This window comes from Candidatus Palauibacter sp. (genome assembly GCF_965222475.1).
Lineage (GTDB): Bacteria > Gemmatimonadota > Gemmatimonadetes > Palauibacterales > Palauibacteraceae > Palauibacter.
The window spans coordinates 699,285-713,225 of record NZ_CBDCUB010000008.1 but is presented as its reverse complement, the minus strand read 5'-3'; the positions used below and the strand labels follow the sequence as shown (position 1 = coordinate 713,225).

14 protein-coding genes are annotated in these 13,941 nt (G+C 69.5%); 4 read left to right on the top strand and 10 right to left on the bottom strand.

All coding sequences use genetic code 11. The features are described 5' to 3' along the window. Nucleotides 1–70: 70 nt before the first annotated feature. From ACOQPP_RS18570 to ACOQPP_RS18525, 10 genes are all read right to left on the bottom strand, one after another. A complete protein-coding gene (locus ACOQPP_RS18570; RefSeq protein WP_420637140.1) occupies nucleotides 71–979 on the bottom strand; it encodes an Ig-like domain-containing protein in 909 nt (302 codons plus the stop codon). 296 nt (nucleotides 980–1,275) lie between these two features. Continuing rightward, nucleotides 1,276–2,598 (bottom strand): alkaline phosphatase PhoX, encoded by a 1,323-nt coding sequence (locus tag ACOQPP_RS18565; RefSeq protein ID WP_420464356.1) that lies wholly within the window; start codon nucleotides 2,596–2,598, stop codon nucleotides 1,276–1,278. Nucleotides 2,599–2,995: 397 nt separating this feature from the next. After that, nucleotides 2,996–4,288: a CocE/NonD family hydrolase gene (locus ACOQPP_RS18560; protein ID WP_420637139.1), complete on the bottom strand. Its 1,293-nt coding sequence runs from the start codon at nucleotides 4,286–4,288 to the stop codon at nucleotides 2,996–2,998. 19 nt (nucleotides 4,289–4,307) lie between these two features. Next, nucleotides 4,308–5,492 (bottom strand): acyl-CoA dehydrogenase family protein, encoded by a 1,185-nt coding sequence (locus ACOQPP_RS18555; RefSeq protein WP_419167297.1) that lies wholly within the window; start codon nucleotides 5,490–5,492, stop codon nucleotides 4,308–4,310. Further along, nucleotides 5,489–5,710, bottom strand: coding sequence for a hypothetical protein (locus tag ACOQPP_RS18550; protein WP_419167298.1), 222 nt, complete (start codon nucleotides 5,708–5,710; stop codon nucleotides 5,489–5,491). The genes ACOQPP_RS18555 and ACOQPP_RS18550 overlap by 4 nt, the downstream gene beginning before the upstream one ends. A 20-nt stretch (nucleotides 5,711–5,730) precedes the next feature. Further along, nucleotides 5,731–6,075 carry a hypothetical protein gene (locus ACOQPP_RS18545; protein WP_419167299.1) on the bottom strand — a complete coding sequence of 115 codons (345 nt, stop codon included), beginning with the start codon at nucleotides 6,073–6,075 and terminating at the stop codon, nucleotides 5,731–5,733. After that, nucleotides 6,072–7,100, bottom strand: a complete 1,029-nt coding sequence (locus ACOQPP_RS18540) for an isocitrate/isopropylmalate dehydrogenase family protein (protein WP_419167300.1) — start codon at nucleotides 7,098–7,100, stop codon at nucleotides 6,072–6,074. Before ACOQPP_RS18540 ends, ACOQPP_RS18545 begins: the two co-directional genes overlap by 4 nt. 43 nt (nucleotides 7,101–7,143) lie before the next feature. After that, nucleotides 7,144–7,845, bottom strand: a complete 702-nt coding sequence (locus ACOQPP_RS18535) for a hypothetical protein (protein WP_420637138.1) — start codon at nucleotides 7,843–7,845, stop codon at nucleotides 7,144–7,146. 1 nt (nucleotide 7,846) lies between these two features. Further along, nucleotides 7,847–9,088, bottom strand: a complete 1,242-nt coding sequence (locus tag ACOQPP_RS18530) for a LeuA family protein (RefSeq protein WP_419167303.1) — start codon at nucleotides 9,086–9,088, stop codon at nucleotides 7,847–7,849. Nucleotides 9,089–9,134: 46 nt separating this feature from the next. Continuing rightward, entirely contained in the window at nucleotides 9,135–10,124 is a 990-nt protein-coding gene (locus ACOQPP_RS18525; RefSeq protein WP_419167304.1) for a sugar nucleotidyltransferase, read from the bottom strand. A gap of 132 nt (nucleotides 10,125–10,256) precedes the next feature. Between ACOQPP_RS18525 and ACOQPP_RS18520 the strand changes: the two genes are divergently transcribed. From ACOQPP_RS18520 to ACOQPP_RS18505, 4 genes are read left to right on the top strand one after another with little or no spacing between them, the layout of a single operon-like run. Beyond that, the gene (locus ACOQPP_RS18520) at nucleotides 10,257–10,712 is read left to right on the top strand and encodes a DUF1499 domain-containing protein (RefSeq protein WP_419167305.1); all 456 of its coding nucleotides are present in this window, start codon (nucleotides 10,257–10,259) and stop codon (nucleotides 10,710–10,712) included. Next, the gene (locus ACOQPP_RS18515; RefSeq protein ID WP_420637137.1) at nucleotides 10,709–11,617 is read left to right on the top strand and encodes a hypothetical protein; all 909 of its coding nucleotides are present in this window, start codon (nucleotides 10,709–10,711) and stop codon (nucleotides 11,615–11,617) included. The genes ACOQPP_RS18520 and ACOQPP_RS18515 overlap by 4 nt, the downstream gene beginning before the upstream one ends. After that, nucleotides 11,617–13,239 carry a DUF445 family protein gene (locus tag ACOQPP_RS18510; protein ID WP_420637136.1) on the top strand — a complete coding sequence of 541 codons (1,623 nt, stop codon included), beginning with the start codon at nucleotides 11,617–11,619 and terminating at the stop codon, nucleotides 13,237–13,239. The genes ACOQPP_RS18515 and ACOQPP_RS18510 overlap by 1 nt, the downstream gene beginning before the upstream one ends. Nucleotides 13,240–13,253: 14 nt before the next feature. Continuing rightward, nucleotides 13,254–13,934: an SCO family protein gene (locus tag ACOQPP_RS18505; RefSeq protein WP_420637135.1), complete on the top strand. Its 681-nt coding sequence runs from the start codon at nucleotides 13,254–13,256 to the stop codon at nucleotides 13,932–13,934. The last annotated feature ends 7 nt before the right edge of the window (nucleotides 13,935–13,941 follow it).

Here is a 13,941-nt window from a genome sequence, read left to right as displayed (position 1 = left end):
AGGGTCAACCTCGGTGTGCCGCCGGCGGTAGCAGCCGCTGGCCCACCGGCCTCGGCTCACGCTGGAGATGTCAGCGGCGTTCCCCGCCAAGCCTCGGAGATTGCGTCCCCGGTCTCGCGACGGGCACATCCGGCATCGCCGCGCCGCTTTGAGTGCCGGCCGCGTCCACCCAGTCGTAAAGTCCCGATCTGCCCCCGCTGGAGCTGTCATAGTAGAGCTCGATCCCGGTCAGCTCATCGAACAGAGTGGCGGCGGTCTTGTTAAGCCGCCAACGGAAGAGTTCCGTGTCTCCGGCCATCCCGATCAACTCTTCCTCTTCCCGGGCGATCGTGATCTCCGTCATTTCATTCGCGCCGTGTCTGACGGCGTCCGAGTAGCCGGACTGGTCTTCGAGCTTGAGCCAGTCCTCCTCCTCCTCATCCCACATGTACAAACCGTAGTTGCCGCTGCTGGTATCCTTGATGTCGAACGTGAATAGAGTGTACCGCTCGTGGCCCGAATACCACGCAAGGGATACCCGGCCACGCCCCTCGGCCCGGGACATTCTCGCACGAAGCGTCCAGGACGTCAGCGAGGAGTCCAGGAGATGGCGCATCCATCCGGCTTCGTCGTCGGTGTTGGTAAGGCGCAGCAGGCCATCGGATACGGAGGCGCGCCCTTCAACGAGCTCCCACTTGTCCAGACTCTCGGCGGAGTCAAAGTCGTCCCGGAATCCCGCCACCACGGTCACCTCGGCGCTCTGCATCGCGCTCAGACCGTCCGGGTCCGTCGCCGTCACCGTCACCGCCGCCGTACCCGCGGCCACCGCCGTCACCGTCAGGCTGCTCCCCGACAGCGAGACGGAGACCACCGCCTCGTTCGACGATGCCGCGGCGTAGGTCAGCGCGCCCCCATCGGGATCGCTGAAGAACGGGGTCACATCCACCGTGACGGCCTGTCCCGCAGCGAGGACCTGCGCCGGTATCGAGCCGACCGCCACCGGGGCCACCGGTGGGGGTGATGGCGGCGGAGGTGGCGGGGGCGGCGGATCCGTTGTCCCGTCTCCCCCACAGGAGGCAATCCCGAACAGAGCCGCGACAAGGAGCGACGACCGAACCGGATTTCGGTATCGGAGTCTATCTTGCCGTTGAAGCCTGCGTCGAACCGATGTTCGTTCGTTCATCGCGTCGCTCCAGCGCTGGTCGGTTGCTGGTTCCGGTCGTACCGGAGGCCACCCTGGATTCCCGGGTTCTTCTTTCGATACAGCGCCGGCGGGCCCCGGCGCCTGAAGCCTGTTCAGAGCGCCCCGCGTTCCCAGGGTCCCCAGACCGCGAACGTGTAACTCAGGTCGCCCGGCCCCGTGAAGTCCGTATCGCCCTGAAGGTTGAAGAACAACGTCCGGCCATCCGGGCTGAAGCATGCCCCCGCGAACTCGCGCCGGTTCAGGAGGTTCCGAGCGAAGGGGAAGATCTCTCCCGAAGGCGACAGGCCCCGGAGATGTGCGTCCCTGTTGTCTTCGCAGATGAGGATGCCGCCCCTGGGGCTGACCGTGATATTGTCGGGGCTGTCCAGAACCTGCACCGATGGCGACTCGAACACGAGGACCATGGCTTCCTCCGCGGGCACGTACCGCCAGACCTGACCCAGTTGGGCGTCTCCGCCGTGGGTGGCGTGAAAATAGATGCTTTGGTCGCCGTACCAGCAGCCCTCGAGACGCGAGAACCGGGCTCCGCCCGCCTCGAATCCTTCGCGCCAAACGGTCGTCGGGCTCTCCTCGGCTTCAGGCGGATCGGGACGTTCGATCGGAACCCACTCGACCTCGCGCCACATACCCGTGCTTTGGCTGGCGCGGAGATCCACTTGAGGGTCACCGCGTACGGCGAGCATCTCCAGGGCGCCCCCATCCGCAAGGACGCCCGGAGTGTGGGGTCTGAAGCGATAGAAACCCGCGCGGCTGCTGTAATCCTCCGTCTCGTAGACGAACCCCGTACCGGGATCCACCGCTACGGCCTCATGTGTGAAACGGCCCATATCTCGCAGCGGCTGCGGCTGTACCGGCCCGTCGGCGTCCGCGGGGACCTCGAACACGTATCCGTGGGGGACGGACCAGCCGCCGTCCCGTCGTCCCTCGGTCGTTTCCTCGCACGACAGCCAGCTGCGCCACGCGGTCGTGCCGCCGGCGCAGTTGACGATGGTCCCCCCCAGGCTCACGAAGTCGCGCAGCAGGGTGGGGCGTCCATCGGCCTCCAGCCGGACCTCCAGGGTCGTCGTTCCGCCGCCCCCCTGGGGATCGTACGCCAGGTCCGGCGAGACCAGCGGCATTGCGAGGCCGGGCAGGTCCCGATCTTCATGGTTCCGCACGAGGCGAACGACATCGTCGCTCATCGGGAAGAGTCCCATCCCGTCGTGAGCGCGCGGCGTCAACGTTCCATCCGACATGGGACGGCATTCTACGCTGAGGATCGCGTAGGAAAACCCATCCGGCAGCGCCAGTTCCGGGCCTGCGCGGCGCAAGGGCCCGTACCCGTTCCCGTTCTGTCTGGACCCGGCAAGCTTCCCCGAAGATGGAGCGGACGGGCTCTCGGCGCAGGCTGCGAGCCCGGTCAGCGAGGGGGCGATCGCGGCGGCCCCCGCCCAGCGTCCGGCCCTGACGACGAAGTCGCGGCGGTCAATCTTGCCCAGGGCTTCCTCCTTTCCGGTCCCGGAAGTCCGTGGAGAAGAGTCGCGATGTCTCGCGCCGATGTCGATGGTTGATGTTAGAGCTGCCTCACTCGTTCGACGGCTTCACGGCTGGCCGGATACCCACCCTCCGGGGTGGATCGGCCAGAGCGTCGGTCGGCAGCACGACGAACCGCTACCCCCTTCCCGTCCCGTCGTACAGGATCTCGCGAATATCACGGTCCGACAGCGGAGGACATTCCACAGCCGTGCCCAGGTGGAACGGAACCGAGCCCCCTGTGCACGTCCGGTCGTCGCGGTGATCGTGGCGTTCCCCTCGGCGACGCCTCGGCGGCGGCTACGAACCCGGGGCGGCTCCCTCGGCGATGGGCAGTTCGACGCTCGAGGGATGGGCGGCGGAGCGGTAGACGCGCACCGTCGGCGGCGGGTCCGAGACCTCCTCGGCGTTGTCCCGGTCGGCGCCCATCACGGTCAGCCGGAGGCGGTGTCCCGCGTTGAAGACGGTCGAGGTCGGGTGCAGATCGAGCGTGAGTTCGGCCGGGGCGTCCGGGAGCGGCTGGACATCGCTCGCGTAGCTGCGCTGGAAGGGGAGCCCGAGGTTGTCCCACGGGGCTTCCGCCAGCGCGCGATGCGAGGCGCGCAGCACGCCCTCCGTCACGTACCGCGACGACCCTTCCGGGTCGACTTCCTCGAGTAGCACGAAGAAATCGGCATCCCGCTGCGACGACGTCACCCACAGCGTGACCACGGGGTGGCCCGTGACCGTGAGATCGGACTCCAGCGGCGGAGTCGTGTAGGTCAGCGACTTCGCGTCGGTGTCGCGCAGGTCCGGGTACAGCATTTCGGGCGCCGCCCCCACCGCGTTGTCCCAGCGGGAAGACGTCCCGGTCGTCGTCGTGAGGTCGACCCTGTATTCGTCGAACGCCGCCTCGACCGAGGGGGCGTCGGAGGAGAGCCCGCCATCGTTGACCGAGGCCACGCTCCCGCTCGTCCCCGGCCCGAGGAAGAGGCGCCGGCTCGTGGTCTCCGGCGGCCACGCGTCCGTCGCCGTCCAGCGCCAGTCGCCCGGATCGTTCATCACGGCGTAGTGGATCGGGGCTTCGTCGAGCACGCCGTTGTCGATGCCCTTGAGCCAGTAGTCGAACCACCTGTGCTGCTCGATGGCGTAGAGGTGTATGCGCTCCGCCATCAGATCGGGATCGGGCATGCCGGCGTGCGGCCAGGCTCCGATGCCGAGTTTCTGCGGCCCCCGATAGTTCTCGAACCAGAGGACGGCGTCGGTGACGAAGATGTCGTACCACCCGTTCCAGTGGTACGCGGGGATGCGGGCCTCGAGTACGTCCTCGAGATCGCCGCTCGGGCCGTGGCGTTCCCACGCGAGGTCGGGCGTCGCGTGATCGCGGTGACGCCCCGCGCCGTACTGCTCGAGCACGTCCCAGTTGTCCTCGTGCTCCTCCATCGCCTGCCTCGGGAGCACGCCCTCCACGTCTTCGTCCACGGCCGGAGCGGGGATGGACACGTCGAACTCCGACACGAGGACCGGCGCCTCTCCCCCGGCGGTCTCCGCCCCGGGCTCGGGGGTGCACGCCACCAGGAGGGCGGGCACGAAGATGGCGGTGATTCGTTTCATGGCTTTCGTCCTGCGCTCGTCAGTTGTAGGCCGGGAGCCCGGTCGCGTCGTGCCCCAGGATGAGGGAGTGGATGTCGTGCGTGCCCTCGTAGGTGTAGACCGACTCGAGGTTCGCCATGTGCCGCATCGAAGCGTACTCGGCGAGGATCCCGTTCGCGCCCAGCAGGCGCCGCGCCTCGCGGGCGCACTCGCATGCCATGTCGACGTTGTTGCGCTTCGCGAGCGAGACGTGCTGCGGCCGCATCGTGCCCTCGTCCTTCATGCGGCCGAGACGGAGGACGAGAAGCTGGGCCTTGGTGATCTCGGTCAGCATGTCGGCGATCCGCACCTGCTGGATCTGGGTCTGGGCGATCGGGGTCCCGTCGAACTGCAAGCGGTTCTTCGCGTACTCGACCGACTCCCGGTAGCACGCCATCGCCGCGCCCACGGCACCCCACGAGATGCCGTAGCGGGCCTGAGTGAGGCACTTGAGGGGGCTCTTGAGCCCCCCGCTCCCGGGGAGAAGGTTCGCCCGGGGCACCCTCACATCCTGCAGCACGAGTTCGGAGGTGTCCGAGGCGAGGAGGGAGAGCTTCCCCTTCTGGTCGGTGGCGGAGAAGCCGTCCCGCTCGGTCTCCACGAGGAAGCCGCGGATGGAGCCCACGTCGTCGAGGTCTCCGGTCTTGGCCCAGATCACCGCCACGTCGGCCATCGACCCGTTCGTGATCCACATCTTGGCGCCGTTGAGCACCCACTCGTCTCCGTCCTCGACCGCCCGGGTGATCATGCCGGCGGGGTTCGAGCCGAAGTCGGGTTCCGTGAGGCCGAAGCAACCGATCGCCTCGCCGCTCGCCATCCGCGGCAGCCACTCGCGCCGCTGCTCCTCGGAGCCGAAGGCGTAGATGGGATACATCACGAGGGCACCCTGCACGGAGACGAAGGAGCGGATGCCCGAGTCCGCCCGCTCGAGTTCCTGCATGATGAGGCCGTAGGCCACGTTGTTGAGGCCGGCGCAGCCGTATTCCTCGGGCAGGTTCGCCCCGAAGAAGCCGAGTTCCCCCATCTGGGGGATGAGTTCGCGCGGGAAGGTGCGCTCGATGTAGTGGTGGCCGATGATCGGGATGACCTCCCGGTCCACCCACTCCCGGACGAGGTCCCGGATGGCGATCTCCTCCTCGTCGAGGAGCGCGTCGAGATTGAAGTAGTCCACTCCCTCGAAACTCATTCTGGAAGTTCTCCCGGGTCGGGGCGGCCGGCGGCCGCCGCGCGGTTGGCGTCGGATGGTCGGGGGCGGAAGCAGTGAACGCCGAGCGCAATGCCGCCGGCGCCGAGCGCGACCCCGCCGGCCACCCCCGGCCAGCCGAACAGGTGCGCGTTGACGACGAGGACGACGCCGACCATGACGGCCAGCGCCGCGGCCGGCAGCCCCGCGATCGCGCGCATCTCCGGCCGCCGCGGACCGTCTAGCGGCCGCGACGCCATCGTCCGTAGCCCTTGACGACCTCGCGGCCGATGCGAAAGCCGAGATAGTACGCGGCCGACAGCGGCAGCAGCCAGGCGAAGCGGGGCAGGTACTCGAACTGCGGGAAGCGCCCCATCCAGATCACCACCCAGACGGCGAACGGAAGAGTGATGAGCGCGGCGATGACATGGCTCCAGGTGCGCATGCGACGCTGCATGCGCGGGCGGCATGCCTCGCACCAGCCATCCTCATCGAGCTGGCCCTTCGGGAACACCTGGCCGCAGGCGTCGCAGGCCCCCCCCTTGAAGTGCAACTCCTCGACCGATTGGCGTCGCGATCCGGTCATGCGGTATCCCCCTCCAGCCGTTCGATGACCGCCTCCCCGAACTCCGCGGTGCCGGCCGTTCCGCCGATGTCCGCCGTGCGCGCGGCCCCTTCGTCGAGCGTGCGGCGGAGCGCGGCCCGGATGCGGGCGGCCGTCGACGCCTCGCCCAGATGGTCGAGCATGAGGCAGCTGGCGAGCAGAAGCGATGTCGGGTTGGCGATCCCCCGCCCCGCGATGTCGGGCGCCGAGCCGTGCACCGCCTCGAAGATCGCCGCCCGCTCGCCGAGGTTCGCGCCCGGCGCGAACCCGAGTCCTCCGATGAGCCCGGCCACCAGATCCGAGAGGATGTCCCCGAACATGTTCTCGGTCACGATCACGTCGAACCGGTAGGGGTCCAGCGCGAGCTGCATCGCGGTGGCGTCCACGATCCTGTCATCGAACTCCACCCTGCCCTCGTACTCCGCGGCCACTTCGCGGCCGACTTCGAGAAAGAGACCCTGCGTGTACTTGAGGATATTCGCCTTGTGGACGAGGGTCACGAGACGACGCCCATGCGCGAGGGCGTACTCGAACGCGAAGCGCACGATACGACGCGATCCGTAGCGCGTGATGAGCATGACCGACTCGGCGACCGCGCGGGGGTCGTTCTCCATTCCGATGAAGTGCTCGATCCCGGCGTACAGGCCCTCCGTGTTCTCGCGCACGATGACGAGGTCCACGCCCGGATAGCGAGCCGACGGTAGGAGCGTGACCGCCGGGCGCACGTTCGCGAACAGGTCGAAGTGCTTGCGGAGGGCGACGTTCACCGAGCGGAAGCCCGAGCCTATGGGGGTCGTGAGCGGCCCCTTGAGCGCGACGGCGGTGGTCTCGATCGAGTCGAGGGTCGCCTGCGGGAGCGGCTCGCCGACGGTCTCCATGGCGGTCACGCCGCCGACGCATTCATGCCAGCGGATGGGCGCGCCCGCGGCCTCGAGGATGTCGAGGACCGTGCGCGAGATTTCCGGACCGATCCCATCGCCCGGTAACAGCGTCACGTCGTGGGTCACGTCATGCGTCTCGGTGTGCGTCTCGTGCGCGACGGAGGCACGGTCAGGAAGGCGCCAACTGGCCGGCCACGCGCAGCGCCAGCGTCGTGAGCGCGGCCGGGGAGGCGGCGTCCGCGGCTCTCCCCTCGATCGTGCCGTGCCACAGCACCGCGCTGCGCCGCACGTCGATCACCGCGAGGAGCAGCACGGCCCGACCTGCGTCCGGCGCGCGGTCCGCCCGCCGGTACCAGACGGAAAGGGGCAGAACCACGAGACGGGCGTCGAACAGGGACGCCACCTGACGGAGTTGCGTGTGCAGCGGCTCGTAGAGTTGTCGCCGCGGTCCGGGGTCGCGCAGCAGCCCGTGGTACGCGAGTCGACGCGGATCGACGCCGATCGTCGGATTCCGCGCCAGTCGGGCCTCGACCGCCGATCCCAGCGCCCAGCCGCGCGCCCCCGCCTCCTCGCCGAAGGCGAAGGCGAGTTCGGCGTTCAGGAGGTCGATCGCCCGGCCTCCGATCCCGGTGTCCCCGGCCCGGCCCCCTCCGGCGGGGGGCACGGCCGACTGGACGGGGAACACGACGACGGGGACCCCGTTGGGAAGCGTGGGCACGCGCTCGACGCTCGCATCCTGCGCCGCCAGGCCGGTGTTCAGCGGCAGGGGCAGCAGGAGGAGGACGCCCGCGGCAACTCTCCGCGCCGCCGCCGCCGCCGGGGCCCGCGCCCGCATCTCGCCCGGCATCTCGCGCGTCGCTCCGTCGGACACCTCAGGTCCGCCCGGCCTCAACGCGCGCGATCTCCGACTCGATCTCGCCGCGGGACAGCGTTTGATTGCACTTCTTGGCGAGCCGGAAGACGGCCGTACACAGGGCCTCGTCGTCCGCGTCGTATCCGTGATGGCTCAGCCAGTGACGCACGTTGCTGAGTCCCGAGACCGGCGAGATCTCGATGATCTGGCTCCGGCCCACGATCGAGGCCGGGACGCCGCTGTAGACGCAGTCCTCCAGCCAGCGGTCGCCCTTCTGCATGGCCTTGATGATCGCGGCAGCGTGGACGCCGGTCCCCGTGCGAAACGCGTCGTCCCCGATCACCGGATAGTTGTGCGGGATATCGATCCCGCACATCTCCGCCGTGACGCGGCAGTAGTCCGCCAGTTGGTCGATCGGGTGCTCGTGCGCCCCGAGGAGGCGGAGGTTCACGAGCAGCAGGTCCATCTCGACGTTGCCGATCCGCTCGCCGATGCCGAGCGCGGTGGCGTGCACCCGGTCCACGCCCTCCTCGATCGCCGCCAGGGCGTTCGCGAGCCCCAGGCCGCGGTCGCGGTGGCCGTGCCAGTCGATCTTCACGGGCTCCCCCGTGCCGGCCGCAAAGTCCTTCGCGAAGCGGACGAGCCGGCGTACGCCGTGCGGCGTGGCGTGGCCGACGGTGTCCGCGAGGCAGATCCGCCGCGCCCCCGCCTCGACCGCGGCGGAGAAGAGCCGGGCGAGCGTGCGCGGCCGCGATCTCGTGGTGTCTTCGGTCACGTACATCACCTCGAGACCCTCGCTCACGGCGAACTCGATCGCGCCGCGGGTGGCGTCGAGGATGCGCTCGACGTCCCAGTCCTCCGCGTACTGCCGGATCGGAGAACTCCCGATGAAGGTGGCGAGCTCGAGCTTGAGGCCGGTCTCCTCCTGGATGCGCGCCACGGGTTCGATGTCGGCCCGGACGGTGCGGGCCGCCAGGGTGACCCCGATCGGGAGTCCGGGGTCGGCGATCTCGCGCGCCAGAGCGAGGCACGCCTCGTACGCCCTCGGCCCGGCGCCGGGAAGTCCAATGTCCGCGGAGTGGATCCCCAACTCCACCATGAGGTGGAGGAGTTCGATCTTCCTCGCTATTGGCGGGTCGGTGACGGAGGGGTTCTGCAGGCCGTCCCGGAGCGTCTCGTCGTTGAGTTCCACCGTCGTGGCGGCATAGTCGTGGCTCGGGGGAAGCCGGTTCCAGTCGTAGATCAGATCGTCGTGGCTCAATCCCCAAGCCTCCCGCCCCGGACGGCCGCGGCGCCGCAACCTCGCATCAGCGGCCCCCCTCGATGATGGCGTCGTCTCCCACGTTGATCCTGCCGCGCACGCCCCGCACGACCACGCGATCCCCGACGAGGGAATCCCGGAGATCGCAGTCCTCGATGACGCTGCCCTCCCCGATGATCGCGTCGCGGAGGCGCGAACCCCGCACGCGGCTCCCGGCCGCGATGCTCACGTTGGGTCCGAGGCTGGACGCCTCGACCGTGGCGTCGCGTGCGACCGCCGTGGCGCCCTCGATCGAGACCGAGTCCGGAAGCTCCGGCCGGTCTCCGTGGCCGCGCTCGAGCATGACCCGATTCGTCTCCAGCAACGTCTCCGGCTTCCCGCAATCGAACCATCCGCCCACTTCCGCCGTATAGAGACGGGCGCCGCGGTCGATCATGTATTGGAACGCGTCCGTGAGAAAATATTCACCCAGATTCGGATCCTGATTCAGCACATGTCGAACGCCTTCGAACATCAGTTCATGGTCCCGGACGTAGTACAGGCCGATGTTGGCCAGCTTCGAGACGGGCTCCTCCGGCTTCTCAATGATCTGCTTCATATACCCGGCCTCATCGGTGAGGATGACGCCGTACCGCCGGTAGTCCTCGACCTCCCGGGCCCAGACGATGCCGGAGGCGTCGGCCTGTCGGCGCAGCACGCTGAAGTCCGCGTCGAAGAGCGTATCGACGAACACGATGAGAACCGGACCCGTCACATGCGGTTCGGCGAGGGCGATCGCGTCGGCCGTCCCCCGCTGCGCGACCTGCTCCACGTAGGTGACCGGGAGTCCGGGGAACTCCTCGGTCATCCAGGCCTGAATCCGAGGCGCGAGGTGTCCGGTGATGAAGATGAAATCGTCGGCGCCTTCGGCGCGAAGCTGCTCGACAACGTAGGAGAGCACGGGCCGATTCGCCACGCGCAGCAGGGGTTTGGGACGGGAATGGGTGTGGGGACGGACCCTTGTACCCTTCCCCGCCAGAGGTATTATGGCCTGCATGACGAACCGTCGATTTCTCCTGGGGGTCGCTCCGCGGATGGGGGTCGAGTGGACTGCTCGACCGGGCCGCACCGGGCGGCAAGCTATCCGGCCGCCGAAGACGCGGGCAACCGGGCAGGACGGAGATTCCGCATGACGGAGGGACGGGCCGAGTCGACCGGAGCCGGCGAGGTCAGCGGCACCTCGGCGGACACGCGGCGTCCGGACGGACCCGAGCCGCGGCTCTACCAGGCGCCGTTCGCGTGCGTCTGGGATGAACTGCTGAGGTACGTGCGGCGACGTCCGTCGTGGAAGCTCGTCCTCAGCGATGAAGACCTCGGCCTGATCAGCGTGAGGTGCGTGAACCCGGTCCTCCGGTTCGTCGACGACCTCACGGTCTGGGTCGCGCTGGATGGAAACGGCCTCACCCGCGTGGATGCGTTGTCGCGGGCCCGGAGGAGGGACTTCGACCTCGGGGCCAACCGGCGTCGGATCCGGCGCATGCTGCTGTGGCTCGACCGGGCCCTCGGGCCGGCGGCCCGATTGTCGGAGTCCGCCGGAACTGCCGAACCCGGCCCCCCATCGGAGGCACTCCCGGGGGCATCGTGATCCGGCGGCTTCCGTTCCCCGCGGCGTGCGCGGCCGCGATCCTGTGCGCGTGCGCGCCTCCCTCCCCCGATGGGACGGCGGAGAGCAGCGACGAAACAGGCGGTGAACTGCTCGCGGCGCCGGTGGACGCACGTTATCTGACGCACCTGCTCTTCGCCGACGGCGCCGGGAACGCGTTCTTCGGCTCGTTCGACCAGACGGCGCGGGGGCCGCATCTGTCGCGCGACTACGAGGTCCAGGTCAGCGACGGCGGCGCCTGGCGCTCGCTAGTGCTGACCCGGGACACGCTGGCGGTGGCCCGCGCGGCCTGGCGTCTGCTGCCCGCGCCCGGGATGTCCGTGCGCGTCGGGGACGCCGGCCAGGTCGTGAGCCTCCACTTCACCGGACCGCCCGACCGGACCGACGAAGGCGCGGATTCCGTGCGGCTCGCGGCGGGCGAACAGGTGTCGGTCTGGACGGGGCCGACCGGGCAGCGGGAGTCCCTCGGAATCGGCGTCCTCCAGGCGGGGCCGGAGGCGTTGCCCGGCATGCTCTTCTTTCGGCGGGCCGCCCGGGCGCTGCGGATTCCCGCCACGGCCGAGGGGGGAGAGACCCTTCTCTTCGCCGACTCGCTCGGGAATGGATTCCTCATCCACGCCGGGGCGCTCGGGCAGCCCGCCGTGGCCTACACCTGGCTGCACGGAATCGAGGCCACCTGGGGCGAGGTGATGCTCGCGCCGCCGGACCCCGCGTCCACCTCGACGCGACGCTTCGAGATCGCCGGTTCGGAGCTGTGGGGAACGTTTCGACCCCTCGCGACCGAGGTGCCGGGCGTCGCGTCCGCGGTCCGCCTGGAGGCGGTCCTCCGTATCGGGGGCGAGGAGTTCCATTTCACCGGGCTCTCGGCCACGCTGCCTACGCCCTGATGGACATCGACTGGCTGCGCGCCATCGTCACCATCGCCTTCGGAGCCCTTGCGGGCGGGATCACGAACCGGATCGCCGTCTGGATGCTGTTCCACCCCTACCGCCCGCCGCGGTTTCTCGGCCGGAAGGTCCGGTGGCTGCAGGGCGCGGTACCGAAGAACCAGCATCGGCTGGCCGATTCCGTGGGGAACGTCGTCGGCGGCACCCTCCTGACCCCGGACGACATCGCCTCCGAACTGCAGCAACTGGAGACCGCGTTTCAGGGACGACTGCGAGAATTGGCCATCGAGCTGACCGACCGGGAGCAGCCGGCGCTGGCGGACCTGCTGCCCGAAGCGGCGCTCGTCGAGGTTCGGCGACTCCTCATGGGGCTCCTGTCGGAGGGGCGGGAGTTCCTCGCGGGCGCTCTCGACTCGCCCGAGTTCCGGGAAGAGGCGTCCCGACTCCTCGACACGGTCCGCGAGTCGCTGAGCGAGGCGCCCCTGTCGCGGACGCTCGACCCGGAGCGGCGCGCGGCCGTACAGGAGGCGATCGAGGGCGGGCTCGTGCGGCTGGTCGAGTCCGCGGCCTTCGAGGCCACGGTGCGGCGTCACCTCGACGAGGCGGCGCGGCACATGCTGAGACCGGACCGGACGTTCGAGCAGCTCGTTCCGCCGGGGCTGGTGGCCGCACTCGAACACGCCATCCGGGACTACCTCCCGGTCGCCATCGAGCGGCTGAGCCGACTGCTCGACGATCCCGGGGCGCGCGAGCGGATCGAGCGGCTGATCGGCGAGCTGCTCGCCCGCTTCATGCAGGATCTCCGATTCCACCAGCGCGTCGTCGCCCGCCTCGTCGTCACCGAAGACACCGTGACGCGCGCGCTGAACACGCTTCAGACGGAGGGGGCCGACCGCCTGGGGAAGGTGTTGCGCGAAGGGGAGGTGCAGTCGGCCATCGCCCGCAACGTCAACGAAGGCGTGGTCGAGTTCCTGCGACACCCCCCGTCGGAGGTGTTCGGCGTCGCGGGCGACCCCCAGGTCGAGAGCGCGCTCGACTCGATCGCGGGGTGGCTCGTGGGGGCGGCCCGCGACCCCGGATCACGAGCTTTCCTGATGGACCAGCTCGAGGAACTGCTCGAGCGCTTCGCCGAACGCAGCTGGGCGGACGTGCTGCGGGCCGTGCCGGCGGATCGAGTGGCGAGTGCGCTCGCGGCGGGGTTCCGCTCCGAGGCGGGGCGCGCGCTCTTCGACTCGATCGCGGAACCGGTCGCGGATCGCCTGCTCCGCACGCCGATCGGCCGTCTGGACCGCATCCTGCGCGAGGACGCGGCGGTGCGGCTCGCGGACACCATGGCCGCGCCGACCTGGGACTGGGTGGCCGGGCGCGTGCCCGAGGTGGCGGAGCGCATCCGGATCGCGGAGCGGATCTCCACCAAGATCGAGAACTTCCCGATCCAGCGGATCGAGCGGCTCGTACGCGACATCAGCCAGCGCGAGTTCGATCTGATCGTTCGGCTCGGCTATGGCCTCGGCGCGCTGATCGGGACCGGCCTCGTCGTCCTGGACACTTTCCCCGTCCTGGACTACATACGGGGGTTGCTGGACAGCATCGCCTCCTCCCTCGCCGCTCTCTTCGCGTAGGACGCGCTCGAACGATGACACGCTCCCGGACAGGCGCGACCCTCGCCTTCGCGGCGTTTGCCGGCGCGACCTTCGGCTGCGGGGCTCCCGACGCGGGCATCGACCGCGCGGAGGGCGCGGGCGGGCTGCGCGGCCTCGCCCTCGAGCGCCCCTTCGAGGCGCCGGAGTTCGCGCTCCTCGATACCGAGGGACGCCGGTACGACTTCCGGAGCGAGACCGCGGGGTCTCTCACGCTCCTCTTCTTCGGCTACACCTGGTGTCCGGACATTTGCCCGGTGCAGATGGCGGTGCTGAGCGCGGCGCTCGACGATCTGGCGTACGGGGACCGGCGCGCGATCAAGGTCGTCTTCGTCACCACCGACCCTGCGCGGGATACGCCTGAACGGCTGCGGGCGTGGCTCGACCGCTTCGACCGGTCCTTCGTCGGACTCCGCGGCGACATGGAAGCGGTGAACGAGGTCCAGGCCGCCTTCCACCTCCCGGCGGCGAGGATCGAGGGAGATCCGCCCGCGCCGGGGAGCGGTGAACCGTACGACGTGGGTCACGCCACGCCGGTCGTGGCGATCGCGAGGGACGCCGTCGTACGTGCGCTGTATCCCGGCGGCGTGCGCCAGACGGACTGGAGGCACGATCTGCCCATCCTGCTGCGTCTCCACCGGACCGCGCCGCGTCCGGCGGACGAAGCGGGCGGCTGACCCCTCG